The sequence below is a fragment of the Rhizobium sp. WYCCWR 11128 genome, assembly GCF_013416305.1.
Taxonomy (GTDB): domain Bacteria; phylum Pseudomonadota; class Alphaproteobacteria; order Rhizobiales; family Rhizobiaceae; genus Rhizobium; species Rhizobium indicum.
In genome coordinates, this window is the sequence record NZ_JACCEZ010000001.1 from 1,003,972 (window position 1) to 1,029,042 (window position 25,071).

Genomic DNA, 25,071 nt, shown 5'->3' on the forward strand with positions numbered 1-25,071 from the left:
TTCAGGCGTTTAGCTGCTGTCGAAAAAGTGAACGGATGTCAGCAATCCGTGTGTTCAATCATTGGCGAGGACAGGTTAACGCTCGGCTGTGTCTTTTAAAGAGGGGTTTTAATGTCAACTTTCGACCGTCTTTCCGCCTATCAGCCCTATGGGCTGGCTGCGCTCAGAATCATCACCGCGCTGCTGTTCATCGAACACGGCACGATGAAGCTTTTCGGCTTCCCGGCCTCGCAGATGTCGGGCTCGTTGCCGCCGTTGATGCTGTTCGCCGCCCTTCTCGAGCTTGTCGGCGGCATCCTCATTCTCGTCGGCCTACTGACGCGTCCGGTCGCCTTCCTGCTGGCCGGCGAAATGGCGGTCGCCTATTTCATGGCGCATGCCCCGAGCAGCTTCTTCCCGGCCGTCAACCAGGGCGACGCCGCGATCCTGTTCTGCTTCGTTTTCCTCTACCTGGTCTTCTCCGGTCCCGGCGCTTTTGCCGTCGATAACCGCAAGACAGCCTGAACGATACACTGAGGGGCGTCGGTGTGACGCCCCTCAGCTTCATGTCAGGCAGTAAGCTTGAGGCCGGCGATGCCGGCGACGATCAGCGTAATGCAGGCAAGGCGGGAGACACTTGCCTCATCGCCAAGCAGCCAGATTCCGAGGAATACGGTGCCGACCGTGCCGATGCCGGTCCAGACCGCATAGGCGGTGCCGATCGGTAGATGCTTCACCGCCAGGCCGAGCAGCACGATGCTGATCACCATCGATATGACGGTCAGCGCCGTCGGCATCGGCCGTGTGAAGCCTTCGGTATACTTAAGGCCGATCGCCCAGCCACATTCGAAAAGACCGGCGAGAAAAAGCAGAAACCAGGCCATGCGACTCTCCTTGTTCAAGAGCGAGGCCGTCCCCGCGACGGTTGCATCCCGGAGGATGCCGCAGTCGTCTGCGATAGCGCCTATATGCGTGAGGAAACGGCCGACTTCAAGGTAGGAATCGGCATGGCTGCCATGCCACCCGTTTCTTGCGAGCCTGTGCGAGCCAGATCAAGATTGCCCGCCAGCCTCCGCGGCAAGGCTTTTGGCGCGGCGGCAGAGGCGATCGAAGGTTTCGAGGAAGCGTGAGCGGTCCTTCGGGCTGAAGGCGGCGTTGTAGCCCTTGCTCTCGCCGGTTTCGCGCAAATGCGCGCCGAGATCGCGCATGGCGCTCGCCATGCCGATATTGGTCTCGTCGAAGACGCGCCCCGTGGGGCCGCTGACGAAGGCGCCGGTCGCGACACAGCGCACGGCAAGTGGCACATCGGCGGTGACGACGACATCGCCCGCGCCGGCGCGTTCGGCGATCCAGTTGTCGGCGGCGTCGAAGGCGTTGGAGACGATGACGTTGCGGATCATCGGATCGCGCGAGGGACGCAGGCCGGAATTGGCAACGAAGGTGACCTCGAGGCCGTGACGTTCGGCCACCTTCAGGACTTCCTGCTTCACCGGGCAGGCATCGGCGTCGACATAGATCATGACAATATCCTCATGCCGGTTGCGTGGCCTGCTGGCGGACCATATCGATATGGGGAATGCCGTCTTCCAGATATTCCTGCGATGTCCCGATAAAACCGAAGGATTCGTAGAAACGCCGCAGATGGGCCTGCGCCGACAAGGCGATGGGGTTTGCCGGAAAAAGCCGCTCGCACTCAGCGATCGCCTCGCTCATCAATGCATCGCCCAGACGCTTGCCGCGATGGGCGGGCGAGACGGCCACGCGGCCGATCTTTGAGGGATACTGCGCATTGTCGGGCTTTAGCAGCCGCGCAGAGGCGAGCAGTTCGCCGCCGTCCAGCAGCCGCAGATGCAGAGCATCGATATCCTTGCCGTCGAGTTCGGAATAGGGGCAGTTCTGCTCGACGACGAAGACGTCAACGCGCATCCGCAGGAGGTCGTAAAGTTCGCGCGCGGAGAACTCGTCAAGACCCTTGAGGTCGGTTGTGTAGGTAGTCGGAGCCATCATTTGACCACGCTGCGGATGCTCTCGCCGGAATGCATGAGCTCGAGGTTTTCCGTATATGTACGACGGGAACGCTGACTTCAAGCGAGGAAATGTTTGCTCCTGTTTTGCTAATCTTCGCGAAGGTACTGATGAAAGTTCAAGCCGTACGCATGAGGAGCCTCTGTCGGAGGCTGCTGCGGTTCGGTCGAGTAAACATAGATTCGCCTGGACGCGCTAAATCCCAAATCCCGACCAATCGTCACGATCATATCAACAGCTTGGTCATTGTCGGTCGCCCAAGCTTGTATGGTAAAGAAGGCTGCCGAGCCCGCCGTGGTACCGAAGTCCGGATTGGAGTTTATGATCTCTCCCTCTGCAATAACGGTAAAGTGGCGGAAAGCAGTTTTCAGCTTTCCGTATCGTAGTTTCAATTTCCAGTTCTTTAGCAAATCCATATACGATCAAAACAAGGTTTAGGCTGCGAATAGACATCCGGATTGCATCAGCTCACAGCCCCTGTTGATGTCATCCAGCGGTATGGGATGGGTGGTCATCGCGTCGATCGCGATTTGCTGTGTCACGGCCAATCTTCGCTAGGCGGTAGGCCGAGCGCGGAAGGTCTGGCCTGCCACTTTTGCCTCAGGCGAATTCCATGATCACGGCATCGACGGCCAGGCTTTCGCCGGCCGCAGCATTGATCTTCGAGACGACGAGATCACGGTCGGCGCGCAGCACGTTTTCCATCTTCATCGCTTCGACGATCGCAAGCGTCTCTCCGGCCTTGACCTCCTGGCCCTCGGCCACCGCGATGGCGACGACGAGGCCGGGCATCGGGCAGAGCAGGAGCTTGGAAGTATCGGGCGGCAGCTTCACCGGCATCAGCCTGTCGAGTTCGGCATGACGCGGCGAAAAGACCTTGGTCGTCACCGAAAGCCCCTGCCAGTCGATACGCAAGCCGTTCAGAACGGGGCGAATCTGCGCGGTGATGTCGCGACCGCCGACCTTGCCGTTCCAGACAGGGTCGCCCGGTCTCCAATCGGTGACAACATTCTGGCTCCCGCCCTCGATCGCCCCATCGATCGCGATATCCATATCGAAGGGGATGGTGACGAGGCCGTCGAGCAATCTTGCCGTGACGTGGTTGTCGCCGATCTTGACCACCCAATCCTCGCGCAGCGCGCCCGCTGCGGCGCGCAGGCGATCGGCGAAACGTTCGCGGCGGTTCGTCTCGATCAGCGAGGCGGAAAGCGCGATGCCGGCAAGCACGGCTTCTTCCGCCCGGTCCGGTTTCATCGGCGCAAAGCCATCGGGATATTCCTCGGCGATGAAGCCTGTGGAAAGCCGGCCCTCGCGCCAGCGCGGATGTTTCATCAGCGCCGACAGGAAAGGAACATTGTGCTCGATGCCATCGACGACGAAGCCGTCGAGCGCCTGACCCATGGCCTCGATCGCTTCCAGCCGCGTCGGCGCCCAGGTGCAGAGTTTGGCGATCATGGGGTCGTAATACATCGAAATCTCCGCACCTTCGAAGACGCCGGTATCGTTGCGGACGACGACATTGCCGGTCCGTCCTTCCGCTGGCGGCCGGTAGCGCGTCAGGCGGCCGATCGAGGGCAGGAAGTTGCGATAGGGATCCTCGGCATAGAGCCGGCTCTCGACCGCCCAGCCGTCAAGCCTGATATCCTCCTGGGCAAAGGGAAGGGGTTCTCCCGCTGCGACACGGATCATCTGCTCGACGAGGTCGATACCGGTGATGAGTTCGGTCACGGGATGCTCGACCTGCAGGCGGGTGTTCATTTCGAGGAAGTAGAAATTGCGGTCCCGGTCGACGATGAATTCGACGGTGCCGGCGCTCTGGTAATCGACGGCTCTCGCCAGCGCCACCGATTGTTCGCCCATCGCCTTGCGGGTCGCTTCGTCGAGGAAGGGCGAGGGCGCCTCTTCCGCCACCTTCTGGTTCCGCCGCTGAATCGAGCATTCTCGCTCGCCGAGATAGACGATGTTGCCATGCGCATCGGCCAGGACCTGGATCTCGATATGGCGCGGCTCGACCACGAACTTCTCGATGAAGACGCGGTCGTCGCCGAACGAGCTTTTCGCCTCCGAGCGGGCACGCTCGAAGCCGTCGCGCACTTCCGCCTCGTTCCAGGCAATGCGCATGCCCTTGCCGCCGCCGCCGGCCGAGGCCTTGATCATGACGGGATAACCGATCCCGCCCGATATCACTTCCGCATGGGCGGCATCCTCGATGATGCCGAGGTGGCCGGGCACGGTGGATACACCGGCTGCATTGGCGAATTTCTTCGATTCGATCTTGTCGCCCATCGCCATGATGGCTTTCGGCTTCGGGCCGATGAAGATGATGCCCTGTTTTTCCAGTTCAGCGCAGAAGGAGGCGCGTTCGGACAGGAAGCCGTAGCCGGGATGCACTGCCTCGGCGCCGGTTGCCTTGCAGGCGGCAATGATCTTTTCCGCAACCAGATAACTCTCCGACGCCGCGGCCGGGCCGATATGCACAGCCTCGTCGGCCATCTCGACATGCAGCGCGTCCCGATCCGCATCCGAATAGACCGCGACGGTCAAAATGCCCATGCGGCGCGCAGTCTTGATCACGCGGCAGGCGATTTCGCCGCGATTCGCGATCAGGATTTTCTTGAACATCGAGACTCCACCCAGAAATGCATCCCGGAGTTTTACGCACAAAACACCGGAACGCACAATCAGGCTTGCGGAGCGTCAGGCCACGGCAGCTTCTGCGACGGGTTCCTCGTCGACGATGCGCAGCCAGCGGCTGCGCCGCGGCTCGGCATAGTCGCGCAGCTCGACGGCAGCCATGATCCCCGCCCAGTGCGGATGATTGGCGCCGCGCAGCGTTGCCTGCTCGATCTGCTGGAGAACGCCGTATTCGACCGACGAGACCGGGATGGTGCCGCCTTCGGCGACGCTTCTGAAGATGCGCATCGCATAGTCGATGTCCTGGCGGGTGATGCCCCTGCGATCGATGGCGCGCGACAGCTTGTAGCCACCGATATTGTCGGTGATCGCCAGGCGGAGCTGATCGAGGGCGAGCGCTCTCAACTCGACTGGGACATCGGCCGAAATCTCCATGACGTGGAGAATGAGCTCGAGTTCGAGCGCCGAGTTGACGACACCATCGGTCGTGAACATGCGCATGATCCAGGCGACGTTGATTTCATCCAGCGAGCCCTGCGGATAGGTGTAATGGACGATGAAACCGGCGAGCTGCTCCACGAAGAAAGCGTTCCAGTCGGCACATTTTTCAGGGCAGGAATTATTGAGCGCCAACATCGCCACGACATCGTCGGATGTCCGGATACCCTCCGGAAAACTATGTTTGCGCAACAGTACTATATCTTCGGCCGTCAGCCGAAGCTTGCCGGCCACGACACAGGCCGGAAAAGCGAGACGAAATTCGCTCATGTTTTAACTCCAGGCTTCATCATGAAACCGGAGACAGTTTTACCGTCTGCGAATTGACGATCCCTCAAGAAGAGGAGTTAACCCGATATTCCCGAGGTCAGGAAGATCTTAACGATTGCGCCTGCAGCCGCTCGCGCCAGATGATGAAGAGGCCTGACGCAACGATGATGAAGATGCCGATCCATTTGGAAAAGCTCGGGAAATCGTTGAATAGCGCATAGCCGAGAACGGTCGCCGAGATGATCTCGAAGTACTGGAATGGCGCAAGCAGCGACAAGGGCGCGAGACGAAAAGCCCGGACGACGAGCATATGCGCATATCCCGAGATCGAGCCAAGGGCGAGAAGCAGGACAAGGCCGAGGCTGGAGGAGGGCAGAGAGACGGCAAAATCGGCATTGCCGGAACTGTTGCCGAGGAAAAGGGCGGCCGCCATGAACACTGTTCCGCCGATGCCGGCCATCGTCTGCATGGTCAGCGGCGAATCGGCCTCGCCGATGGCGCGGTTGAGGAAGAGATAGAGCGAGAACAGAAAGGCGCAGGCGACCGGTAGCAGCGCCTTCAGGCCGAAAATCTCGTAGCTCGGCTGAATGACGATCATCGCGCCGCCGAAACCGACGACAATCGCCGTCCAGCGCCGCCAGCCGACCTTCTCTCCGAGAAACAGCGCCGACAGGGCGGTCAGCATGAAGGGCTCGACGAAATAGATGGCGAAGACATCGGCAAGCGGCATGTATTTGACGGCGACGAAGAAAAGCAGGCTCGCACCACCATGCAGCGCACCGCGCAACAGGTTCATCCACGGCCGTTGCGCCGAAAGCGCCTTCGGGCCGAAAAGGGCGAAAAGAATCGGCAGGGTGCAGGCGATCTGGAAGAAGAATCGATAGAAGGTCACCTGACCCGGCGACATCGCTTCGAAGGTCGCCATGTATTTGGCGATGGCATCCATGATCGGCAGGATGAGCATGGCGCCGGACATGATGGCCATGCCCTGCAGGGAATTTTGATGGGGCTCTGACATGGCTGCTGATTCTTGCGAGGATGACGCCATCAACCACGGGAAGGCCGGGCAATCAAGCCGAGCAATCGCGAATGGCTTCGAGGTGAAAACGAAATCGTCGCTTAGAGAGCGTTTCCCTGAAGGGAAAATGGTGCGGTCGAGAAGACTCGAACTTCCACGGGTTGCCCCACAGCGACCTCAACGCTGCGCGTCTACCAATTCCGCCACGACCGCATCGTGGTAGGTGCCGATTTGCGTCGGCGGGGCAGCATGTAGCAAAAGCATCTGGGGTGCACAAGGGCGATATGACAGTTTTTTTGAAAACCGCTCACAGCATTTGAATTGGCCCCGAAACGGGTCCATATAGCTGTGCTGCCGCCCCTTTTTTCTGGCATTTCGGGAGAGCGGCAAGGAATGGCCATGCTTCGAACCGATCTCGAATTTTCCATGCTTCCCCAACTCGGAACCCGGCCGGTACGCTGGCGCATCGCCGACGGTCTCGTTCCCTATGAGGAGGCGGTGGAGACGATGGAGCGCGAGGTGGCGATAATCGCCGATGGCGGTGATGAACTCGTCTGGCTCGTCGAACATCCGCCGCTCTATACCGCCGGCACCAGCGCCAATGCGAGGGACCTCGTCCAGCCGAACCGGTTTCCGGTCTTTGCGACCGGGCGTGGCGGTGAATACACCTATCATGGACCCGGCCAGCGCGTCGCTTATGTCATGCTCGATCTGAAGAGGCGGCGTCAGGACGTGCGCGCCTTCGTCGCCGCTCTCGAAGATGTCGTCATCCGCACGCTGGACATGATGAATGTGCGCGGGGAGCGACGTGAAGATCGCGTCGGCGTCTGGGTGCGCCGGCTGGAAAAGCCGTTGCTGGCCGATGGGACGATGGCCGAGGACAAGATCGCCGCCCTCGGCATAAGGCTGCGGAAATGGGTGACCTTCCACGGACTGTCGCTCAACGTCGACCCCGATCTCGATCATTTCGACGGCATCGTGCCCTGCGGGATATCAGCCTATGGCGTGACCAGCCTCGTCGATCTGGGCCTGCCTGTGATGATGGCTGATGTCGATATCCGGCTGCGCGCCGCCTTCGAAGCGGTTTTCGGCGAAACGACGGGCGAAACCTGACGCTTTAGGGAACCGCTCGCCGGGCATGTAGAGATGGATTGAAAAGAGAAGGGCCGATTTCCGGCCCTTTCTTTTATCGAATCCCGGTCTTTTATGGATCAATGCGTCGCGCGGCATGCTTCGGTGCGGGAGGCGCCGCTGTCTGCACCCTTGGTGTGGGAGCCCTTGGGGCCAATCATGCTGTGGCATGGGGGCAGGGAGTTGATGCTGGCCGTTGCGGTCTTGTCGACGACAGGAGACGCCATGGCGCTCGGGGCGAAGCCGTCGCTGTCGTTGGTGTAGTCGCTGGAATAGGCCGGGGCCTTGCGGCTGCTGTAGTGGACAGGAGCGGGCTTCGACATCGGGCTCGGGGCGAAGCCGTCGCTGTCGTTGGTGTAATCGCTGGAATAGGTCGGCTGTGCGAAGGCAGCGCCTGCAAGGCTGACGGCGAACAGGGACGCGGCAAGGGCAAATTTGATGCGCATGGGTCTATCTCCTCAATCTGCTGTTGAACTCGACAACATAAACTCACCCTCGGCACACACGAGTTCGCGCCCCAATTCAGGCAATTTTGTGATAATATGGCGACGCAGCCGCGACCATTTGTCCGAATGAAATCACAGTGTTGTCAACGGAATTGACGTTCTCGTGACAGAAGCCGCCTAACAGAAATTGGCAATTGGTCTCGTGAATAAGACAGTTGTTGCTACAATCGTAAATTGTTAACTTTTGGTAATGTTGAGAACGATCATCAACGGAAGGCGGCAGCCCTCCCGTTGATGATTTGCGCCGTGCTTAATGCGTTAGTCCTCGTTCGGGATATGCGCGTCAACACCGGTCAGCTGCAACTTGTTGCGGACATGATGGACGCCGTCGACCGAAAGCGCGCCGAGTTCGACCTTGCGGGCGATGCCGATCGTTTCCACCGATCCTTTCAGGGTGACGACGTGACCGTCTGCGTGAACCTCGATGCTGTCGATATCAACCTCGGGAATGTTTTCGAGATTGTCGTTCACCCGCGCTTCGAGGTCGTCGCTTTCACCGCGGTCGATTGTATCTGCGCGCAGCGAATCTTTCAGGCGGTTCTCGTTGCCGTCTTCATCCGTGCCATCTATCCGGAAGCCCTTGTTGGGATCGCTGTCGAAATTGGCCGTGGTCTCGCCGTAAGGACGATTATCCGGACCGCCGGTGTCTGCGCCGCTGCCATCGGCATAGGGCCAGCCTTCGTCGAGATTGCGCTCTTCGAGGTCGCGATAATCTTCCTCCCGGGAAAGCTCAGGCTTCTCCCGGGAAAACTGGGTCTTGTCACCGATCCTTGCCATTGCACTCGCTCCTTGTTTCTTTGCTGGAAACGCCGGCAGCGGCGAATGGTTCGGTGCAGACGGCGATTTGTCAGCCGTGATTGTCAGCCCTGTGCCTTCTCCCATTTCTTCACCAGACGGTCGCGCTTCAGCCGTGAGAGGCGCTGCAGCCAGAAAATGCCGTCGAGCTGGTCGACTTCGTGCTGGATGCAGATGGCGAGGAAATCTTCGGCACCGTCCTCGTGCACGGCGCCCTCGGTATCCTGATAGCGGAAGCGGATCGCCCGTGGGCGCGTGATCTCGTCTGTCGCGCCGGGCATCGAGACGCTACCTTCGGTATGGTTCATCATCTCCTTCGAAAACCAGGTGATATGAGGATTGACGTAAAGGCGCACGCCGTCGGCCTTGTCGAGCTCCAGCACCGTGACACGGCTGAAGACGCCGATATGGGCGGCGGTGATGCCGACGCCGGGGGCTGCGCGCATCGTCGCCAGCAGGTCCTCAGCAAGCGCTGTGAGCGAGGAATCGAAGACCGTCACCGGCGCGCAGACAGTTTTGAGGCCCGGATGCGGATAACGCAGAATCGGACGGATGGGCATGGGGCAGGCTTCCTCTGCTTGGACGGGTGAGGAAACTATCGCCGGCCGCGTGCATTGTCATCACGAAGCACGGTTTGCCGCTTTACGACACGGATGCTTTGGGCTAGCAGGGGCCAAGAATTCCGGCTGCGGGAGCCTCGCGCGGGATTCGCTTATCCGCTTGTTGACAATGTGTTTTCGGCCGACATTTGCGAATGCGGCGCGGCAGTCGTTGAAATTCGAACCAGATGCGAGGGCGGCAGATGACGACGACCGATGGGGAAGACCGCATTCGCAGGCGTCCCGATGACGAGGAAGCCGATATCTACGACGAGGACGGCAATGTCCGCGGCGATTTCCTGGCGCTCGTGGGTGCTGCGATCGCCGACCGCGACACGCTGTTCCTGCGCCAGAACGTTGCCCGCCTGCATGAATCGGAAATAGGCGACCTGCTGGAATCGATCCAGCCGGATCAGCGCCTGGCGCTGGTGCGCCTGCTCGGCGACGATTTCGATATGACGGCGCTGACCGAGGTCGACGAGGCGATCCGCCGCGAAATCGTCGACCAGATGCCGAACGCGCAGATCGCCGCCGCGATCGGTGAGCTCGATTCGGACGATGCCGTCTACATTCTCGAAGACCTCGACAAGGAAGACCGGGAAGAGATCCTCGCCCAGCTGCCGTTTACCGAGCGGGTGCGGCTGCGCCGGGCGCTCGACTATCCCGAAAGCTCGGCCGGGCGCCGCATGCAGACGGAATTCGTCGCCGTGCCGCCGTTCTGGACGGTCGGTCAGACGATCGACTACATGCGCGACGAGGAGGATCTGCCCTATTCCTTCTCGCAGATCTTCGTCATCGATCCGACCTTCAAGCTGCTCGGCGCCGTCGATCTGGACCAGATCCTGCGCACCAAGCGGCAGACGAAGATCGAGCAGATCATGCGTGAGACCAACCATCCGGTTCCGGCCGAGATGGACCAGGAGGAGGCGGCCCAGCTCTTCGAGCAGTACGACCTTCTCTCGGCCGCCGTCGTCGACGAAAACGGCCGGCTGGTCGGCGTGCTGACCATCGACGACGTCGTCGACGTCATCCACGAGGAGGCGGACGAGGACATCAAGCGCCTCGGCGGCGTCGGCGACGAAGAGCTGTCGGACAATGTGCTCTCGACGGTGCGTTCGCGCTTCCTGTGGCTTTTGATCAACCTCGGCACGGCGATGCTGTCGGCCAGCGTCATCGGGCTGTTCGACGGCTCGATCGAGAAGATGATCGCGCTTGCCGTCCTGATGCCGATCGTCGCCTCGATGGGCGGCAATGCCGGCACGCAGACGATGACGGTGACGGTGCGCGCGCTCGCGACCCGCGACCTCGACATCTACAATGCCGGCCGCATCATCCGCAGGGAGGCGGGCGTCGGCATCCTCAACGGCGTCGTCTTCGCGACGATCATGGGCGCGATCGCCGGGACCTGGTTCCACGACTACCAGCTCGGTGGGGTGATTGCGGCGGCGATGATGATTAATCTGATAGCGGCGGCCCTTGCCGGCATCCTGCTGCCGCTGCTGCTCGACAAGATGGGGGCCGACCCGGCGATCGCCTCTTCCGTCTTCGTCACGACGGTGACGGACTGTACCGGCTTCTTCGCCTTTCTTGGTATCGCCACATGGTGGTTCGGCATCTGAACCGCCCAAAAATTGACTATTACGTAAAAGTCAATATTATCGTCTGTCCGACGACGGGGAACACATGCCGGTGAACAAATATTATAGCATAACGGAACTGACGCGCGAATTCGGGGTCTCGACGCGCACGCTCCGCTTCTACGAGGACGAGGGACTGATCCATCCGGAGCGGCGCGGGCGCACGCGTCTGTTCCGGCAAGCCGACCGGCGGCTGATCGGCGAAATCCTGCGCGGCCGGCGCATCGGCTTCACCATCGCGGAGATCCGCGAGATCATCCAGGTCTACAAAGAACCGCCGGGCGAACTCGGCCAGTTGAAGCTCCTGATGAAGCGCGTCGACGAGAAGCGCGACGACCTGCGCCAGAAGCGCAAGGATATCGACGACACGCTGGCGGAACTCGACGCTATCGAAGAGACCTGCCTCGGCCGCCTCGCCGAAATCGGCGTCACCACCTGATCACGCGCCGTATTGTCGGTGAACTCATTCAGCCTCGGCGCTGCATTCGGCAGCGATCGTCTGGACCCGCTCGTCGTTCTGTATATCGATCGCGCCCTCCTGCAGCGGCGTGAACAGGGCTTGCGCCTGCAATTTCCCCAGCGTGCACTGGCAGAAGCTGTGGCAGAGCGCTTCGCCTTGTTGCATGACGCAAGAGGCGTTGCATTGCCTTAGGTAAGTTGCGACCGGATCCGGCGCCTGAGGCGGGACGACGAGGGAAATCCCATAGGCGATGGCGATCAATACCGGCTGATGGATCAGATAGAAGGCAAGGCTGTGGCGGCCGAGCCTTGCCGGCCACCAGGAGCCGGTGCCGACGGCGGCAAGCCGGTGCAGCAGCCTGGTTCTGATGGAGATCGAGGCGATACTCAATCCAGCGAAGAAGGGCGTTGCCCAGGGAAACAGCGGCACATAGTCGTTGGACCGTTCCGGCGCAACGGCAAGACCGATCCAGGCGAGATAGCGCGGATCGAAGAAGGATGAGCGAAGCAGGCCGGGTGGCCCGAAATTATCGGTGATCCAGGCGGCAAGGAGCGCGAGCGTGGCGATGAGCGTGAAGGCGAGCGGCAGTCTCAAGAAAACGACGCCGATGAGCGTGAGCACCGCGATACAATGCAGGATGCCGAAATAGATCCACTCGTTCGGCATCGCGATGCGCGTGGCGATCGAGATCACCGCGGCTGCCGCGGCGATCATGCCGAAGCGCTTCCAGAAGGAGGGCCAGCGAATCTCAGGCCTGCTCGACAGCACCAGGCTGATGCCGACGATGAAGAGGAAGGTCGTGGCGATCGCCCGGGCATAGATCTTCAGCCAACCGGTCTCGGCCGTGCCTGGCGCGAGATACCCCATGAACTCCATGTCCCAGCTGAAATGGTAGCTCGCCATGGCGATCAGCGCGACGCCGCGCGCCGTATCCAATAGACCGATGCGCGGCGGTTTTGCCGCCGCATCGGCTTCCCTTGCCGGCAATGTCATCAAAGTCCCTCGGGCAAATCACGTCCGTCGCTCGACGGCCTATCGCGGCGAATAGCAGAAAGGTGGAGATTTGATGGCGGGCCCGCATCCATGATCGCCAGCCGCGCCTCCGAGAAGAACTGCCGCCGCGCCAGTACGAAGATGACGGTCGCCGTCGTCAGCATGAAGACATAGGGGTTGATGAACCAGCCAAGATAGCCGATCGACAGGAAGATCGCCCTGAGGCCCTCGTTGAAATTGCTGCCGGCAATGACGTTCATGCGGATGACGCGTTCGGCGGCCCGCTCGGCGGCGATGATGTCGCGCTCGGTGTCACGCATCATCGGGATCGAGCCGAAGAGGATGGTGCAGTAGTTGAACAGCCGGTAGGACCAGCCGAATTTGAAGAAGGCATAGCCGAAAAGTGCTGCCAGGCCGCCGACCTTCATCTCGAAGACGGCATGGCCGCCATGGAAGACGAAGGGCAGGTCGGCGAAGACGGCGTCGACCTTCTCCGTCGCGCCGAGCAAAGCAAAGCAGCTGCCGATCGCGAAGATCGAAGTCGAAGCGAAGAAGGCGGTGCCGTTCTGCAGGCCGGCCATGATCTGCGTGTCGATCATCTTCAGGTCGCGGCGCAGCGAATTGTAGATCCATTCCCGGCGCCGTTCGGTCATCGCATGGGTCAGGCTGGTGCGCCCGAAGAAGGTACGGCCATGCAGCAGCCAGGAATAGCCCATCCAGACAAAGGCAAAGAAAGCCAGAGCGATATAATCCGCCGTCGTCATCAGTGATTCAGTCTCCGCATGAACGCGGCCACTATGCCGCAAGTCGGATTATGCCGCATGGCCGAGTTCGGCGGCTTTACGCGGGCTTTCGGCCATGCGGCAGTTCGGCATAATCGAGCCGTCGGGAAACGACAAGGCTTGGTGGATAGCCGACCGGCATCTTCTGGAACGACCGACAGCAATGCGGTCATCCGTCAGCTTGCGGATTCGGGGCGGCGACCCAAAGAAAGGAAGGCGCTACCCCTCCAGCGCCTCAATCATCCCCACCCGCGTCGCATGCCGGCCGCCCTCGAAACGAGCGGTCAGGAACGCATCCACGATATCGAGTGCCAGCCCTTCGCCGACTACGCGCACGCCAATCGAAAGCATGTTGGCATCGTTGTGCTGGCGGATCATGCGGGCCGAGAAAGTGTCGACGCACACGCCGCAACGGATGCCCTTTACCTTGTTCGCCGCCATCATGATGCCCTGGCCGGTGCCGCATAGAATGATGCCAAACCGACAATCGCCGGAGGCGACGAGCCGCGCCGCCGCTTCACCGTGCTTGGGATAGTGTGTGCTCTCCGGCGTTGTCGGTCCGATATCGACCGCTATCCAGCCTTGCGCCGCGATATGACCGGCAATGGCCTGCCGGAGCTGAATGGCGGCGTGGTCGCTGGAGAGGGCGATGCGGTTGGTGGCTGGCATGGAGAAGTGGTCCCGTTTTCCAAAGCAATTTTTCGTTCTGACGATGCACGCTGGCGCGAGGCCAGTCTAGAGGCGCACCAGCAGGGCGCCGCGTTAACCGCTTTTAAAGTCGTGATGGCCAATTCTTCAGGACTGAACCTGAACTCCGAATTCAAAAGTGACCCATGAGTCGGCCGGATTACATCCCGAGTCTTGATGGCCTGCGCGGTGTCGCTGCGCTTCTGGTCGTTGGAGCCCATGTTGGCCTTGTTTTTCCGATCACAGCTCCGCATCTCGTGACGATGGGCGACGAAGCTGTCGGTTTGTTTTTTGCTCTCAGCGGCTTCCTGATGGCTCATCTCTACGGCTCACGGCCGGTCACGAGAGAAAATGTGCTGGATTTTCTTGTGAGCCGCTTTGCCCGCATCTATCCGGTTTACCTGGTGGCCGTCGTTCTCGTAGCGATGCTGTCGAGCATGCAAAATCTGGATTTTGTTCAGCCGATCGCTGGCGGCACGGATTTTGTGCGCCATGTCTTTCTTCTCGGCTCGAGTGGTGTTTTCTGGTCGATACCACCCGAGATCCAATTCTATCTGCTCTTTCCCGTCCTGTGGCTCTGCTTGGCCCAGCCGCACCGCTATAGCGGCATGATTGTCGGCCTCACGGTGGCCGTCGTCGTGGATGGCCTGGTTGAATTGCCAGGCCCGGGAATAGTGCTCGTCTCCAAGCTTCCTTACTTTCTTTTCGGCGCACTTGCCGGGATCATGCATTCCTACTGGAACAGCTGGATTCCATCTGCCCTCACAGGCATTTCAACGCTTTTCCTTCTGGCGGTGTTTTTCACTTACCGGCATATCTTCCCCGGCTTTTCCCCGGAATTTTGGAGCCTGCAAAGTGCCGTGGCCGCAGCCGTCATTGTCGGGCTCGTCGCTCGACAGCCTCCCATCGCAACCCGTGTCCTGGCAGCTGCACCAGTACGGTTTTTCGGAAAGATCAGTTTTTCACTTTACCTTTTCCATGTCCCCACCATGTTCCTGGCGCGTTTGACCTTTGATGCCTTGATGCCCGAACCGGCGCTCATCGTGGTGACGCTTTGCGTTGCGGTCGTCGGGGCATGGTTCATCCATGAGACGATAGAGGTTCCGGGCCGGCGGCTGCTGGTCCTGATATGGCAGGATAATCGCTGGCGTCTGGTTTCGCGCGAAACTCCGGCCGACCAAATGGACCGCGCAATTCTCGACCTGCAGGAGATCGAAAAGCGCCTGCTGCGCGGGGCAACGTCAACCATGGACGATCAACGACAAATCTCGACGACGCCCGAACCCCGGGATGGCGCCGACGGCACGGTCATTCAAGATGAACGCGACGAGAAGCGTCGCGCATAGCTCAGCTAAGCTCTTGGGCGAGTCCGATGAGAAGCCCTCCAGGCCCGCGGATGTAGCAGAGCCGATAGGTGTCTTGATAGTCCACGACTTCGCCGACGAGCTGCGCGCCGCGCTTGCTGAGCCTCTCAAGCGTCTCGTCGATGTCATCAAGGGCGAACATGACGCGGAGGTAGCCTAGAGCGTTCACCGGGGCATTACGGTGATCCGCAACGGCAGGCGGCCTGAGGAAGCGGGAGAGCTCGAGCCGGCTGTGGCCATCAGGCGTGCGCATCATGGCAATCTCGACGTGCTGATCGCCCAGTCCAGTGACACGTCCAGCCCATTCTCCTTCGATCATGGCCCGCCCTTCGAGCTCGAGGCCGAGGTCGCGAAAGAAATCAATCGTCTCTTCGAGGTCATCGACGACGATTCCCACGTTGTCCATCCGTTTGAGCGCCATGTGTCCAATCTCCCAATCTGCAAGGTGTCGTCTAGCATCGACGTCAGCAGGACATTGGGAGTCGGGGCAGACTGTCAAGATAAGGCTACCAGTTCTTCCGCCGCATAGGTTTCATTGAATGCAGCAATGAGTGGCAAGGCGGACCACTTGGTTTAGGGCATGACCCCGAAAATCGGATTCGATTTTCGGGAAGGATTATGCGCACACTCAAAGTGCCTGCGCGTCCTATTGGACACGCGGCGCTCCAGTGTGCAGCCGGAATGTCGCACCGGCTCCATGCGATGTCGGTGTGCTGCACGGATTCGAAACCGACCTCGCTTAAGCTTGCATCCTCGTATTCAGAAGGCGCACCCATGTTTCTCTCGGTATTCGATATCTTCAAGATTGGTGTCGGGCCGTCGAGCTCACACACGATGGGTCCGATGTCGGCGGCCAACCGGTTTCTCGAGCTGATCCTCTCGAACGAATGGCCGCGGCCGTCATCTGGCGCGCAGGTCACAGCCATCAAGGTCAGCCTGCACGGCTCACTCGCCCATACCGGTATCGGCCACGGCACGGGCAGGGCTGTCATTCTCGGGCTGATGGGCGAGGCGCCCGACAGCGTCGATCCCGACAAGATGGACGGCATCGTCGACACGGTGGAGCGCACCGGCCGCATCACGCCGGAGGGCCATCCCGCCTATCAATTCCAGCCGAAAATCGACCTGATCTTCGACAAGAAGCAGCCGCTGCCCGGCCATGCCAACGGCATGGTCTTTTCCGCCTATGACAGGGACGGCCGGCTGCTCGTCAAGCGCATCTATTATTCGGTCGGCGGCGGCTTCGTCGTCACCGACACCGAGCTGGAGCAGATGCGGGCGAAGAAGAACGCGCCCGGCGGCACGCGTGTGCCCTATCCCTTCTCCACCGCCAAGCAGATGCTCGAGATGGCGGAGCGCTCGGGGTTGTCGATCGCCCAGATGAAACGGGCGAACGAGGAGAGCCAGCGCAGCCAAGAGGCACTCGACCAGGGGCTTGACCGCATCTGGGAGGCGATGCGCTCCTGCATCGAGCGCGGCCTCAAGGTCGAGGGCATCATGCCGGGAGGCCTCAACGTCAAGCGGCGCGCGCGCAGGATTCACGACAAGCTGGAAGAGGAATGGCGCAGCAACCGCATCAACCCGCTGCTCGCCAACGACTGGCTGAGCGTCTATGCGATGGCCGTCAACGAAGAGAATGCGGCCGGCGGGCGCGTCGTCACGGCGCCGACCAACGGGGCGGCCGGCGTCATTCCGGCGACGATCCGCTATTACGAGCATTTCCACGAGGACTGGGACCAGAACGGCATCCGCGACTATCTGCTGACGGCAGCCGCCATCGGCGGCATCATCAAGCACAATGCCTCGATCTCGGGCGCCGAGGTCGGCTGTCAGGGCGAAGTGGGGTCGGCGGCGGCGATGGCTGCCGCGGGCCTTGCCGCGGTCATGGGCGGGACGCCGGAGCAGATCGAGAACGCCGCCGAAATCGCACTCGAACATCATCTCGGCATGACCTGCGATCCGATCGCGGGCCTCGTGCAGGTTCCCTGCATCGAGCGCAATGCGCTCGGCGCCGTCAAGGCCGTCACGGCGGCCTCGCTCGCCATCAAGGGCGACGGCCAGCATTTCGTGCCGCTCGATGCCTGTATCGAGACCATGCGCCAGACCGGGCATGATATGAGCGAGAAATACAAGGAAACCTCGACCGGGGGACTCGCCGTCAACGTCGTCGAATGCTGAGTTTGTGGATGCCGGATGCTTGGTGCTTGACGCTCGCTGCCAAAAAGATTTCAACGGCAGCATGGCATTGCATCTCATCAAACTCTGTGTCGGCGCCGACTCGATAGACGACCTGCGCGAATGGGTGGCGGAACGCTCGCTGCGCGCCATCGCCGCCGGGCTCGAGCCGCATTCGGTGCATACGACGCGCATGGCGCCGAAGCGTATGGAGGAACTGCTTGACGGCGGCTCGCTCTACTGGGTGATCAAGGGGCAGGTGCAGGCCCGGCAGAAGCTGCTCGACATCGAGACCTTCACCGACGGCGAGGGGATTTCGCGCTGCCGCCTGATGCTCGGCCCGGAGGTCATAGAGACGGCCGTACAGCCGAAACGTCCCTTCCAGGGCTGGCGTTATTACACTGAGGACGACGTGCCGCGCGACCTGACAAGCCTCGGCGCCGGCATTGCCGAAATGCCCGCGGATCTCCGCCGCGAGCTTACGGACCTTGGTCTGCTCTAATCCCCGAAAATCGGAGCCGATTTCCGGAAAGGTTCATGTGTGGATTGAACGTCCTCCGCGCGGCCTTTCGGGCGCGCGGTCCTGTGTAGTTCAGCGCAGGCGCAACTGCACCGGCGCGCTGCCGTCCGGCGAGGTCACATGCAGATGGATGCGGGCTTCAGGCTGGGAATAGCGCCAGGCGCGTGCACCATGGCACAGCAGCAGATTGATGAGATCCCGGGTCTTCGGAGACTTCGCCTTCGGCCGTTGCAGGCCGATCTCGGCGAGGCGCAAAGCCGCCTCGTGCAGCGGATGCAGAGATGAGCGCCCCTTGGCCGCCATGCGACGGTCTGAAGGCATTCCCGGAACATTCTCATTGATCGCCATTGTTTTCCCCGTACGCAATACTGATCGAGTTCAAGAACGGTGGCCGGAAACGCAAACACCGATTCCGGCCGTCACCGATGCCGCCGGCCATCTTGCAGGCAGCATCGAATAGCTCATTGGGCAGCCGCCCAGCACTTGATGCCGGCCTTCTTCAAGGCCTTGCAGGCGTTGACGGCATCGCGCTGATCATCGAAGCCGCCGAAGCGGGCGCGGTAAAGCTGGTCACCACCAGCGGCGTAGGCGACCGCGAAAGGTTTTGCCGAGGCCAATGCCTTGCCGCCCTTGCTCTTGGCGCCCTCCAGGAGGTCCATGGCCATCTGCCGGCTCGGCGAGACGCCGACTTGCACCACCCAGCCGGTCGGACCGTTGCTGGTTGAAGCAGCACGAGTCGGGGAGGGAGTGGTCGACGCAGTGGTGAGGTTATCGACCGACGTCTCGCCCTGTTCCGTCGGCATAGATGCGGGCGTCGGCTTTGGTGCGGCGACCGCTGCCTGCTGCTTGAAGGTCATGGTCTTGACCTTGGTCGGCGCCGGCATCGGCTGGGCTACCAGCGGATTGTCGGAATTCGGCGCAGCGGTCTCGGCATAGGCGACCTCGGTCTCGGCGACCTGATAGCGCGCATCCGGCAGCGGGCCTTTGTGCGGCAGGCTGAGATCGGCAGCGGCTGCCGAAACCGGCGGCTGGGCTGCGGTGATGGTCTTCGCCATTTGCTGAGCCTTCTTGGGCTGGACCGGAGCCGGCGTCACGATCATCGCCGGGGCAGGGGCTGCCTGGGCGATCAGCGCCGACGATCCGCCACGGCTCGATGCCTTCGGCAGATAGGTGGCGATCAGATTGCGCATCTGGGCATCGCGGGCAGGCGTCGAGGCGCCACCCATCACGACGCCGACGATCGTTTTGCCATCGACCTGCACCGAGCTGACCAGATTGAAACCGGCAGCCCGCGTGTAACCGGTCTTGATGCCGTCGACGCCGCGCACTGAACCGACCAGGCGGTTGTGGCTGCGGATCGTCCGGCTGCCGAACTTGAAGGCACGGGTAGAGAAATAGCCGTAATATTGCGGGAAATGCTGGCGAAGGGCGATGCCGAGGCGGGCCTGGTCGCGCGCTGTCGTCATCTGCGCCGTATTCGGCAGGCCGTTGGCATTGCGATAGGTGGTGCGCGTCATGCCGAGCGCATGCGCCTTGGCGGTCATCAATTGGGCGAAGCGATCCTCGCTGCCGCCGCCCAGCATCTCGCCGAGCGCCGTTGCCGCATCATTGGCCGACAGGGTGACGAGACCGAGAATGCCCTGCTCGACGGTGATCGTACCGCCGGCGCGGACGCCGAGCTTGGTCGGCGCCTGGGCTGACGCATGGGCGGAGAAGGGAACCGGCGTATCGAGACGGATGCGACCCTGCTCCAATGCCTCGAAGGTCATGTAGAGGGTCATCATCTTGGTCAGGGAGGCGGGGTATTGCAGCCGGTCGGCGTTCTCACTGTAGAGAACGTTGCCGGTCTTGGCGTCGACGACGATGCCTGCATATTTCGGATTTGCCGCTTCCGCGTCGGCATTCACCGAATCGACCACAACGATCGTGATGGCCACCGAAAGGACCGCCAGCAGCCTTGCGAAAAAACTGCCGGATCGGGACGATGATACGGAGGAGACTGACCTTGACACTATTCCACTCTTCGCTTGCATTTCAGATATTTGGCACTTCAGTTTTTGGCAGGAACCGCACACCTCCCGCCGCACAGCTCGTCTTCTAAAATTACCGGTTGGGCGTTACCAATCCGTTTATGATGAATCCTTTATTTCGCTGTCCGGAGAGCATTTTAGGGACTTGTCGCAGAACGGTTCACAAGACGCGCGTCTACAAAGGTGCGGATAGCGGCATCAATATGTTCCCAGTCGTCGAGATGGCTGCTTGAGAAGCGGTAGAGAACGCTGAGATCTCGACCGACTTTGATATCGCGCTGACAATCTCCGCCCGCTGCCTTATCCGGGGCTGACGGCAATATGCAGCGCACGACGTAATCCGGCCCGCCCTTGACGGGCGCCGTCAGCAGCACCTCGTCGCCGTAACCCGCATCGGCGCGAAGACGGTGCAGCGTCAGCCCGTCGCGGAAGGGCTCCGCAGGTCCTTCGAGCAGATGCGAATAGATCGGCTCCAGCCGCCCGGACATGTCGCGCGACATGGTGCTCTGGGTGATCTGCAGGAAGATCAGTCCGGAGGATTGAGCGATATCGTCGAATCGTAGGTGATTTTCCTTGCCGTAACCCTGCATTTCAGGCCAGGCGAGGTAGAGATCGACGCGCTCGGCGGCGCCTTCATGCCTTTGACTCGGGAAACGGATGACATTCTCGGGGAATTTCACGGTGTCGCGGCCGATGGCCAGCTGGATTTCCACCGTGCTGTCGGTGTTGCCGGCAAGCGAGATATGCTGGCCGAACCAACGGCCGCCGATGCTGATGGCAACAGTCAGGACCGCCATGACTGAGATCACCGCCATCGTGCGGAGGAGAAACCCCATGGAAAGAAGCGGCTGCTCGTCGGGTGCGCTGTGCGCGGCATGGCTCATGGCGGTTCTTCGCGTTTCGGTCCGCCGCAGGAAGAACATGAGCCGCCGGTGCCGATGATGATTCTCATCGCGATGATCTGACCGGCAGGGTTAATAATTCGCTAAGATGCTGGTGGGCTAAGCCCCGAAAGGGGGCGAGCCGTTCCCGGGACAGCGGGAACGGCTCTTGGGCACCGGTCGGGGACGGGATGCGGGGACTGACCGGGCCGCAGGCAACAACCGGCAATGGCCGGCAGGCTGTTCTTACTTGACGCTACCGACTGCGACAGCGCGGCCGTCCTGAAGCTTCGACCAGCGGGCCGGATCGTCGGCGGACTGGCGCTTCAGATAGGTGTATTCGGTGTCCGACCACAGCAGAACCTTGTTGCGCATGTTGTCGAGAATGAAGTCGCCATGATCGGTACGAACAGTCAGCACGGCATGGCCTTCGCCATTCGGCTGCAGCACGACTGTTATCAGCGTGTCGGACGGCGAGAAACCGTCGTCGATCAGCATCTTGCGCTTCAGCAGGGCGTAATCCTCGCAGTCGCCTACGGTGCGCGGATAGGCCCAGCGCTCCTCGACCCCGTAGATCTGCTCATCCGTCATCGGCTGGATCGTCGAATTGACAGTGTAGTTGACCTTGAGAATTTCCTTCCAGCGATCCTCTGTGAGAATGGCCGGTCCGGCATCGCCGCCGACTTCGACACATTCCGTCGGATTCGCCTTGCAGAATTCGTAGTGTCCGATCGGCGGGCTGGCATTGCCTGCCAGGGCCATGCTGGCGGGCATCGCCTGTCCCGAACCCGCCATTGCCATCATGATGGCACCGGCCAGAAGGCCGCCTTTCAGGATGTTCGCAGTTGTCATTGCCGTCTCCCCGTAAGTTGAGGTGACAATGGCACAGACGTTTTTATCTCACGCAAAATTACGTAATAGAATTAAAGGCTTAGTTGATTCAAATGCCGAGAAAACTCGACTAAAAACAGATTCGAATGCGCATAAAATTTGACGCGGATTTGTCTTGAAATCGATTAAAATTGTAATCGACGCAACAAGGCTTTCGCCCGCGAAAACGCTGCGTTGCCGTCCTGATGTTAAGGATTTTCGTTGAGCCGGGTAAATCTCAGCAGTGTGCTGGCGATCTGCGGCAGCGCGTAGCCGACCGGCGATGCCGCCGGAATGGGCCGATTCGGCTGGTTCAAAAGCAGAATATCGCTTAGATCGCCGATCCGGGCGGGAAAATTATTTTTGAGGAAAGTCGCGAAATCGATCGGTGGCAGCCACAATCGCCGCGCTCATATCGGGATTTGCGGTGGAATGGGCAGCATGCGGAAGGATGGTGAGCTCGCTTTGCGGCCAGGCGCGGGCCAGTTCCCAGGCGGTGACGAGCGGCGCCTCGATGTCGAGCCTTCCCTGCAGCAGGATACCGGGAATGCCGATGAGCCGAGCGGCGTTCTTCAAGAGCTGGCCGTCCTCCAGCCAGGCGCCATTGCTGAAGTAATGGGTGATGATGCGGGCGCGCGTGAGCATATAGGCCGGATCGGCCCAGCGGCGTGGCAGGCCTTGGGGATCGGCAAGCAGAATCGAGGCCGCCTCCCAATCATGCCAGTCACGCGCCGCCTTGAAGCGCGTTTCCGGATCCGGATCGTTGAGAAGACGATGATAGGCGGCGACGATGTCCTCGTCTCGTCCTTGGCTGTCTGCGGGAATCACCTGGCGGAAACGGTGCCATTCCTCCGGAAAGAGTGGCGCCATGCCGCGACAGAGCCAGTCGATTTCCGAACGCCGGGTGGTGGTCACGCCTGACAGGACGATCGCTGCGACGCGCTCCGGATGGGTTTCGGCATAGGCCAGCGCCAGTGTCGAACCCCAGGAATTGCCGAAAAGGAGCCAGCTGTCGATGCCGAGATGGGCCTGCAGCCGCTCGATGTCCGCAACGAGATGCCAGGTGGTATTGACGGAGAGATCGGTTTTAGGATCGGCAGCACTCGGCAGGCTGCGGCCGCAATTGCGCTGATCGAACAGAATGATTCGGTAGGCGTCGGGATCGAAATAGCTCCGCGCCGCGGTCGAGCAGCCGGAGCCCGGCCCGCCATGCAGCACCAGCGCCGGCCTGCCCGCCGGATTGCCGCAGACCTCCCAATAGATCAGATTGCCGTCGCCCGTATCGAGCTGACCATGATCATGGGGTTCGATTTCGGGATAAAGAGCTGACATGGACGCGCCTCTCGAATTAAGGCGGGCCTTATCCGTCATATCCGTGACGAATGGATGACGACGGGCGAGGGCAGGGCATTCCCGGACGCAAAATCACTGCACAATTTTGCGCAACCTTATTGCGTGCCGATCGGTGTCGCAGCTTGTTCCACTCATAATGTTGTCTAACGACTGGGTGGAACGACTTGCGACAGGATTTCGCGGCTTCTTTCCAAAGCCAGATTCGTTGCCGCTTGCAAATCTCCTGCCGTGAAGGGCGGGCGTTTTCAACGCGACCTGACCGGGGCCGCACCGGAGGGCAGCGTCATTTCAGCAGCTGTTAAAGGAATTCGCGCAGCGTCTCGCGGGACTGGATCGACAGGAATTCGATCGCCACGCCTTCGACGAAGTGGCGCACGACGCGACCACGCATATTGCCGAGGCGCACGGCCGTTCCGATCGAAGGGCGCATCTCGACGTCGACGGCAGCGCCCGACAGCGAAAGGTCCATGATGCGGCAGGAATAACGCGTGCCGTCCTCGAGCGTCAGCTCGGTCTTCGTGTCGCGTGGCGTCAGACGGTCGTGGCGGCGATCCTCGGGCAGGCCGAGCTCGTGCTTGTTGGCAAGCCAGGTGAGCTGGGCCGCGAGCTTCTCGCGCTTCCGGTCGGTGGCATTGATCGACATGGTGAAACCGCGGCCATCGATCGTCTGGACATAGCCTTCGACGCGGCCGAGATGGTCAATATAGGCGACAACGCGTTCGTTGGCGCGCGGCCGGCCGAGGCAGGTGACGTACATATCGCCAGGCGACATGTCGATCACCATGCATTCGAATTCCTCGTAGTTCGCAAGCATCAGCCGGCCCTGCATGTTGATGGGCACGCGCTGAAAAACGCCCTGTTCAGGGCGCGGCGCAGGTCGTTGCGTCTGAGCTGGCTGGAACGAGTGCATCAAAGGGCTTCTTCATGAAAATCGCAGAGACCGATCTTTACCCACAATCCATTAACAGAAGGTTGTTTTGCCCGATCCCCATATAGCGGAAAACGAGTATGCCGGATGTGCCGAAATGGGATTGTCAGCGCGCCTCCGCGCTCAGCAGCTGCGACACCATGCGGCGCATGACCTGGCCGAAATGGATGCTTTTGCCAGCGACGATCCTGTTGATGGGGCGCGGTTCGGTCGGTGCTGCCTTGTCGAATTTTTCGGGCAGCAGGCGGCTGCGGTCGAGCGCCAGGAATTCGAGCGGCACGATCTCCAGCCAGCTCGCGGCCGCTGCCGGCGCGATCGCGCCGAGCAGCCGGTCGCAGGCGCCGTCCGGCGAACGCAGCGGCATCATGATAATCTCGAAGGAGGCCTGATGACCGACAGTGCTGTAGCCGGTGGCGTTGAACAGGGCCGGCATGGCATGGTCCATGACGCCCATCGCCGTGCGTTCGATGTCCGCGAGCTGACCATTTGCCCAGAGAGACGAAAAACGTTCGCCGCGCAGGTCACGCCCAAAGAGATCACAGATGCGGGTGCCGGCGAGCCGGAAACCGATGTCTCCGCCCTCGCGCTTCTCAAGAATGAACAGACTTTGGAGCAGGTGGGGGACGGCGGAGGGTTCGACCTGTGATTTCAGCGGCGCATCGGCAGCGCCGCGGATACGGTTCCAGTAGTCAAAAATTTCGATGGTCGTTTGCACACGCATTTCACACCAACCTGTCCCATTCCGGAGCATTTTCGGGCAGTCATTGCCCTTACAGGCTCTACCTTGCGGATTTCATGCCAGATCGCGGCGGTTAAGGTTAAGAGATGGTTTCGGTTGAGATGCAGTGCCCGTCGTGACACTGTCCTGCCATCGCTTCGACTTTCGAAGTTCAGCACAACCTGCCCGGGCCGAGGTCTTTCCTGGAGCTCCCGGTA

Annotated in this window: 28 protein-coding genes and 1 tRNA gene; 7 read left to right on the forward strand and 22 right to left on the reverse strand. The window is 60.9% G+C overall.

Annotation, left to right across the window (positions count from 1 at the left end; translation table 11 throughout):
* The first annotated feature begins 111 nt into the window (after positions 1-111).
* The gene (locus HX898_RS04855) at positions 112-504 is read left to right on the forward strand and encodes a DoxX family protein (protein ID WP_003539944.1); all 393 of its coding nucleotides are present in this window, start codon (positions 112-114) and stop codon (positions 502-504) included.
* Between the two features lie 44 nt (positions 505-548).
* Here the strand turns inward: HX898_RS04855 and sugE are convergent, their stop codons facing one another.
* From sugE to HX898_RS04895, 8 genes are all read right to left on the reverse strand, one after another.
* Complete coding sequence (sugE, locus tag HX898_RS04860) at positions 549-863, reverse strand: quaternary ammonium compound efflux SMR transporter SugE (RefSeq protein ID WP_027667501.1); 315 nt, start codon at positions 861-863, stop codon at positions 549-551.
* 168 nt (positions 864-1,031) lie between these two features.
* On the reverse strand, positions 1,032-1,499 hold the full coding sequence (locus HX898_RS04865; protein WP_180194125.1) for a YaiI/YqxD family protein: 468 nt from the start codon (positions 1,497-1,499) through the stop codon (positions 1,032-1,034).
* A 10-nt stretch (positions 1,500-1,509) separates the two neighbouring features.
* Positions 1,510-1,983, reverse strand: coding sequence for a GNAT family N-acetyltransferase (locus HX898_RS04870; protein ID WP_180194354.1), 474 nt, complete (start codon positions 1,981-1,983; stop codon positions 1,510-1,512).
* A gap of 110 nt (positions 1,984-2,093) precedes the next feature.
* Positions 2,094-2,396, reverse strand: a complete 303-nt coding sequence (locus tag HX898_RS04875; protein WP_210273047.1) for a hypothetical protein — start codon at positions 2,394-2,396, stop codon at positions 2,094-2,096.
* A gap of 208 nt (positions 2,397-2,604) precedes the next feature.
* Positions 2,605-4,626: an acetyl/propionyl/methylcrotonyl-CoA carboxylase subunit alpha gene (locus HX898_RS04880; protein ID WP_180194126.1), complete on the reverse strand. Its 2,022-nt coding sequence runs from the start codon at positions 4,624-4,626 to the stop codon at positions 2,605-2,607.
* 75 nt (positions 4,627-4,701) lie between these two features.
* On the reverse strand, positions 4,702-5,406 hold the full coding sequence (locus tag HX898_RS04885) for a hypothetical protein (protein WP_180194127.1): 705 nt from the start codon (positions 5,404-5,406) through the stop codon (positions 4,702-4,704).
* A 97-nt stretch (positions 5,407-5,503) separates the two neighbouring features.
* Positions 5,504-6,454 carry a DMT family transporter gene (locus HX898_RS04890; protein ID WP_180194128.1) on the reverse strand — a complete coding sequence of 317 codons (951 nt, stop codon included), beginning with the start codon at positions 6,452-6,454 and terminating at the stop codon, positions 5,504-5,506.
* Between the two features lie 98 nt (positions 6,455-6,552).
* Positions 6,553-6,637, reverse strand: a tRNA-Leu gene (locus HX898_RS04895).
* A gap of 180 nt (positions 6,638-6,817) precedes the next feature.
* Between HX898_RS04895 and lipB the strand changes: the two genes are divergently transcribed.
* The gene (lipB, locus tag HX898_RS04900; RefSeq protein ID WP_062944327.1) at positions 6,818-7,537 is read left to right on the forward strand and encodes a lipoyl(octanoyl) transferase LipB; all 720 of its coding nucleotides are present in this window, start codon (positions 6,818-6,820) and stop codon (positions 7,535-7,537) included.
* A gap of 98 nt (positions 7,538-7,635) precedes the next feature.
* Here lipB and HX898_RS04905 read toward each other — a convergent pair whose 3' ends face one another.
* From HX898_RS04905 to HX898_RS04915, 3 genes are all read right to left on the reverse strand, one after another.
* Complete coding sequence (locus HX898_RS04905; RefSeq protein ID WP_138329362.1) at positions 7,636-8,001, reverse strand: hypothetical protein; 366 nt, start codon at positions 7,999-8,001, stop codon at positions 7,636-7,638.
* Between the two features lie 318 nt (positions 8,002-8,319).
* The gene (locus HX898_RS04910) at positions 8,320-8,838 is read right to left on the reverse strand and encodes a BON domain-containing protein (protein ID WP_138329363.1); all 519 of its coding nucleotides are present in this window, start codon (positions 8,836-8,838) and stop codon (positions 8,320-8,322) included.
* Positions 8,839-8,921: 83 nt separating this feature from the next.
* On the reverse strand, positions 8,922-9,416 hold the full coding sequence (locus tag HX898_RS04915; protein ID WP_138329364.1) for a peptide deformylase: 495 nt from the start codon (positions 9,414-9,416) through the stop codon (positions 8,922-8,924).
* A 242-nt stretch (positions 9,417-9,658) separates the two neighbouring features.
* Between HX898_RS04915 and mgtE the strand changes: the two genes are divergently transcribed.
* Together mgtE and HX898_RS04925 are read left to right on the forward strand one after the other, a co-directional pair.
* Complete coding sequence (gene mgtE, locus HX898_RS04920) at positions 9,659-11,074, forward strand: magnesium transporter (RefSeq protein WP_138329365.1); 1,416 nt, start codon at positions 9,659-9,661, stop codon at positions 11,072-11,074.
* 64 nt (positions 11,075-11,138) lie between these two features.
* Positions 11,139-11,531 carry a MerR family DNA-binding transcriptional regulator gene (locus tag HX898_RS04925; RefSeq protein WP_011652104.1) on the forward strand — a complete coding sequence of 131 codons (393 nt, stop codon included), beginning with the start codon at positions 11,139-11,141 and terminating at the stop codon, positions 11,529-11,531.
* A gap of 24 nt (positions 11,532-11,555) precedes the next feature.
* Here the strand turns inward: HX898_RS04925 and HX898_RS04930 are convergent, their stop codons facing one another.
* From HX898_RS04930 to rpiB, 3 genes are all read right to left on the reverse strand, one after another.
* Complete coding sequence (locus HX898_RS04930) at positions 11,556-12,545, reverse strand: DUF1624 domain-containing protein (RefSeq protein WP_180194129.1); 990 nt, start codon at positions 12,543-12,545, stop codon at positions 11,556-11,558.
* Positions 12,545-13,309: a DUF599 domain-containing protein gene (locus tag HX898_RS04935; protein ID WP_180194130.1), complete on the reverse strand. Its 765-nt coding sequence runs from the start codon at positions 13,307-13,309 to the stop codon at positions 12,545-12,547. The genes HX898_RS04930 and HX898_RS04935 overlap by 1 nt, the downstream gene beginning before the upstream one ends.
* A 237-nt stretch (positions 13,310-13,546) precedes the next feature.
* Positions 13,547-13,996: a ribose 5-phosphate isomerase B gene (gene rpiB / locus HX898_RS04940; RefSeq protein WP_138329367.1), complete on the reverse strand. Its 450-nt coding sequence runs from the start codon at positions 13,994-13,996 to the stop codon at positions 13,547-13,549.
* A 164-nt stretch (positions 13,997-14,160) separates the two neighbouring features.
* Here rpiB and HX898_RS04945 point away from each other — a divergent pair, with 164 nt between their 5' ends.
* A complete protein-coding gene (locus HX898_RS04945) occupies positions 14,161-15,360 on the forward strand; it encodes an acyltransferase (RefSeq protein ID WP_138329368.1) in 1,200 nt (399 codons plus the stop codon).
* A gap of 1 nt (position 15,361) precedes the next feature.
* Here the strand turns inward: HX898_RS04945 and HX898_RS04950 are convergent, their stop codons facing one another.
* Complete coding sequence (locus HX898_RS04950; protein ID WP_105006097.1) at positions 15,362-15,799, reverse strand: VOC family protein; 438 nt, start codon at positions 15,797-15,799, stop codon at positions 15,362-15,364.
* Between the two features lie 353 nt (positions 15,800-16,152).
* Here HX898_RS04950 and HX898_RS04955 point away from each other — a divergent pair, with 353 nt between their 5' ends.
* Positions 16,153-17,556, forward strand: a complete 1,404-nt coding sequence (locus HX898_RS04955; protein WP_180194131.1) for an L-serine ammonia-lyase — start codon at positions 16,153-16,155, stop codon at positions 17,554-17,556.
* Positions 17,557-17,617: 61 nt separating this feature from the next.
* Entirely contained in the window at positions 17,618-18,055 is a 438-nt protein-coding gene (locus tag HX898_RS04960) for a DUF1489 family protein (RefSeq protein ID WP_003559632.1), read from the forward strand.
* A 90-nt stretch (positions 18,056-18,145) separates the two neighbouring features.
* Here the strand turns inward: HX898_RS04960 and HX898_RS04965 are convergent, their stop codons facing one another.
* The 7 genes from HX898_RS04965 to HX898_RS04995 all read right to left on the reverse strand — a co-directional run bounded on the left by HX898_RS04965 (position 18,146) and on the right by HX898_RS04995 (position 24,886).
* Entirely contained in the window at positions 18,146-18,421 is a 276-nt protein-coding gene (locus HX898_RS04965; protein ID WP_003539905.1) for a hypothetical protein, read from the reverse strand.
* Between the two features lie 113 nt (positions 18,422-18,534).
* Entirely contained in the window at positions 18,535-20,106 is a 1,572-nt protein-coding gene (locus HX898_RS04970) for a serine hydrolase (RefSeq protein ID WP_138389129.1), read from the reverse strand.
* 134 nt (positions 20,107-20,240) lie between these two features.
* Positions 20,241-21,026, reverse strand: a complete 786-nt coding sequence (locus HX898_RS04975) for a hypothetical protein (protein ID WP_171598748.1) — start codon at positions 21,024-21,026, stop codon at positions 20,241-20,243.
* Between the two features lie 204 nt (positions 21,027-21,230).
* A complete protein-coding gene (locus HX898_RS04980; RefSeq protein ID WP_011652094.1) occupies positions 21,231-21,836 on the reverse strand; it encodes a transglutaminase-like cysteine peptidase in 606 nt (201 codons plus the stop codon).
* A gap of 375 nt (positions 21,837-22,211) precedes the next feature.
* A complete protein-coding gene (pip, locus tag HX898_RS04985; RefSeq protein WP_180194132.1) occupies positions 22,212-23,186 on the reverse strand; it encodes a prolyl aminopeptidase in 975 nt (324 codons plus the stop codon).
* Between the two features lie 319 nt (positions 23,187-23,505).
* Positions 23,506-24,117 carry a PilZ domain-containing protein gene (locus HX898_RS04990; RefSeq protein ID WP_003539887.1) on the reverse strand — a complete coding sequence of 204 codons (612 nt, stop codon included), beginning with the start codon at positions 24,115-24,117 and terminating at the stop codon, positions 23,506-23,508.
* A 124-nt stretch (positions 24,118-24,241) separates the two neighbouring features.
* Positions 24,242-24,886, reverse strand: a complete 645-nt coding sequence (locus HX898_RS04995) for a PAS domain-containing protein (protein ID WP_138329372.1) — start codon at positions 24,884-24,886, stop codon at positions 24,242-24,244.
* Positions 24,887-25,071: the final 185 nt, after the last annotated feature.

What these genes read in the sequence shown, in the direction of transcription:
- HX898_RS04965 (WP_003539905.1), bottom strand. Translation starts at nt 18,421, where the DNA reads ATGGCGATCAATGAGAATGTTCCGGGAATGCCTTCAGACCGTCGCATG.
- HX898_RS04960 (WP_003559632.1), top strand. Translation starts at nt 17,618, where the DNA reads ATGGCATTGCATCTCATCAAACTCTGTGTCGGCGCCGACTCGATAGAC.
- rpiB (WP_138329367.1), bottom strand. Translation starts at nt 13,996, where the DNA reads ATGCCAGCCACCAACCGCATCGCCCTCTCCAGCGACCACGCCGCCATT.
- mgtE (WP_138329365.1), top strand. Translation starts at nt 9,659, where the DNA reads ATGACGACGACCGATGGGGAAGACCGCATTCGCAGGCGTCCCGATGAC.
- HX898_RS04955 (WP_180194131.1), top strand. Translation starts at nt 16,153, where the DNA reads ATGTTTCTCTCGGTATTCGATATCTTCAAGATTGGTGTCGGGCCGTCG.
- HX898_RS04855 (WP_003539944.1), top strand. Translation starts at nt 112, where the DNA reads ATGTCAACTTTCGACCGTCTTTCCGCCTATCAGCCCTATGGGCTGGCT.
- HX898_RS04935 (WP_180194130.1), bottom strand. Translation starts at nt 13,309, where the DNA reads ATGACGACGGCGGATTATATCGCTCTGGCTTTCTTTGCCTTTGTCTGG.
- HX898_RS04995 (WP_138329372.1), bottom strand. Translation starts at nt 24,886, where the DNA reads ATGCTCCGGAATGGGACAGGTTGGTGTGAAATGCGTGTGCAAACGACC.
- HX898_RS04870 (WP_180194354.1), bottom strand. Translation starts at nt 1,983, where the DNA reads ATGGCTCCGACTACCTACACAACCGACCTCAAGGGTCTTGACGAGTTC.
- HX898_RS04915 (WP_138329364.1), bottom strand. Translation starts at nt 9,416, where the DNA reads ATGCCCATCCGTCCGATTCTGCGTTATCCGCATCCGGGCCTCAAAACT.
- HX898_RS04925 (WP_011652104.1), top strand. Translation starts at nt 11,139, where the DNA reads ATGCCGGTGAACAAATATTATAGCATAACGGAACTGACGCGCGAATTC.
- HX898_RS04945 (WP_138329368.1), top strand. Translation starts at nt 14,161, where the DNA reads ATGAGTCGGCCGGATTACATCCCGAGTCTTGATGGCCTGCGCGGTGTC.
- HX898_RS04905 (WP_138329362.1), bottom strand. Translation starts at nt 8,001, where the DNA reads ATGCGCATCAAATTTGCCCTTGCCGCGTCCCTGTTCGCCGTCAGCCTT.
- HX898_RS04885 (WP_180194127.1), bottom strand. Translation starts at nt 5,406, where the DNA reads ATGAGCGAATTTCGTCTCGCTTTTCCGGCCTGTGTCGTGGCCGGCAAG.
- HX898_RS04975 (WP_171598748.1), bottom strand. Translation starts at nt 21,026, where the DNA reads ATGTTCTTCCTGCGGCGGACCGAAACGCGAAGAACCGCCATGAGCCAT.
- HX898_RS04980 (WP_011652094.1), bottom strand. Translation starts at nt 21,836, where the DNA reads ATGACAACTGCGAACATCCTGAAAGGCGGCCTTCTGGCCGGTGCCATC.
- HX898_RS04930 (WP_180194129.1), bottom strand. Translation starts at nt 12,545, where the DNA reads ATGACATTGCCGGCAAGGGAAGCCGATGCGGCGGCAAAACCGCCGCGC.
- HX898_RS04990 (WP_003539887.1), bottom strand. Translation starts at nt 24,117, where the DNA reads ATGCACTCGTTCCAGCCAGCTCAGACGCAACGACCTGCGCCGCGCCCT.
- pip (WP_180194132.1), bottom strand. Translation starts at nt 23,186, where the DNA reads ATGTCAGCTCTTTATCCCGAAATCGAACCCCATGATCATGGTCAGCTC.
- lipB (WP_062944327.1), top strand. Translation starts at nt 6,818, where the DNA reads ATGGCCATGCTTCGAACCGATCTCGAATTTTCCATGCTTCCCCAACTC.
- sugE (WP_027667501.1), bottom strand. Translation starts at nt 863, where the DNA reads ATGGCCTGGTTTCTGCTTTTTCTCGCCGGTCTTTTCGAATGTGGCTGG.
- HX898_RS04950 (WP_105006097.1), bottom strand. Translation starts at nt 15,799, where the DNA reads ATGGCGCTCAAACGGATGGACAACGTGGGAATCGTCGTCGATGACCTC.
- HX898_RS04880 (WP_180194126.1), bottom strand. Translation starts at nt 4,626, where the DNA reads ATGTTCAAGAAAATCCTGATCGCGAATCGCGGCGAAATCGCCTGCCGC.
- HX898_RS04865 (WP_180194125.1), bottom strand. Translation starts at nt 1,499, where the DNA reads ATGATCTATGTCGACGCCGATGCCTGCCCGGTGAAGCAGGAAGTCCTG.
- HX898_RS04890 (WP_180194128.1), bottom strand. Translation starts at nt 6,454, where the DNA reads ATGGCGTCATCCTCGCAAGAATCAGCAGCCATGTCAGAGCCCCATCAA.
- HX898_RS04910 (WP_138329363.1), bottom strand. Translation starts at nt 8,838, where the DNA reads ATGGCAAGGATCGGTGACAAGACCCAGTTTTCCCGGGAGAAGCCTGAG.
- HX898_RS04970 (WP_138389129.1), bottom strand. Translation starts at nt 20,106, where the DNA reads ATGCAAGCGAAGAGTGGAATAGTGTCAAGGTCAGTCTCCTCCGTATCA.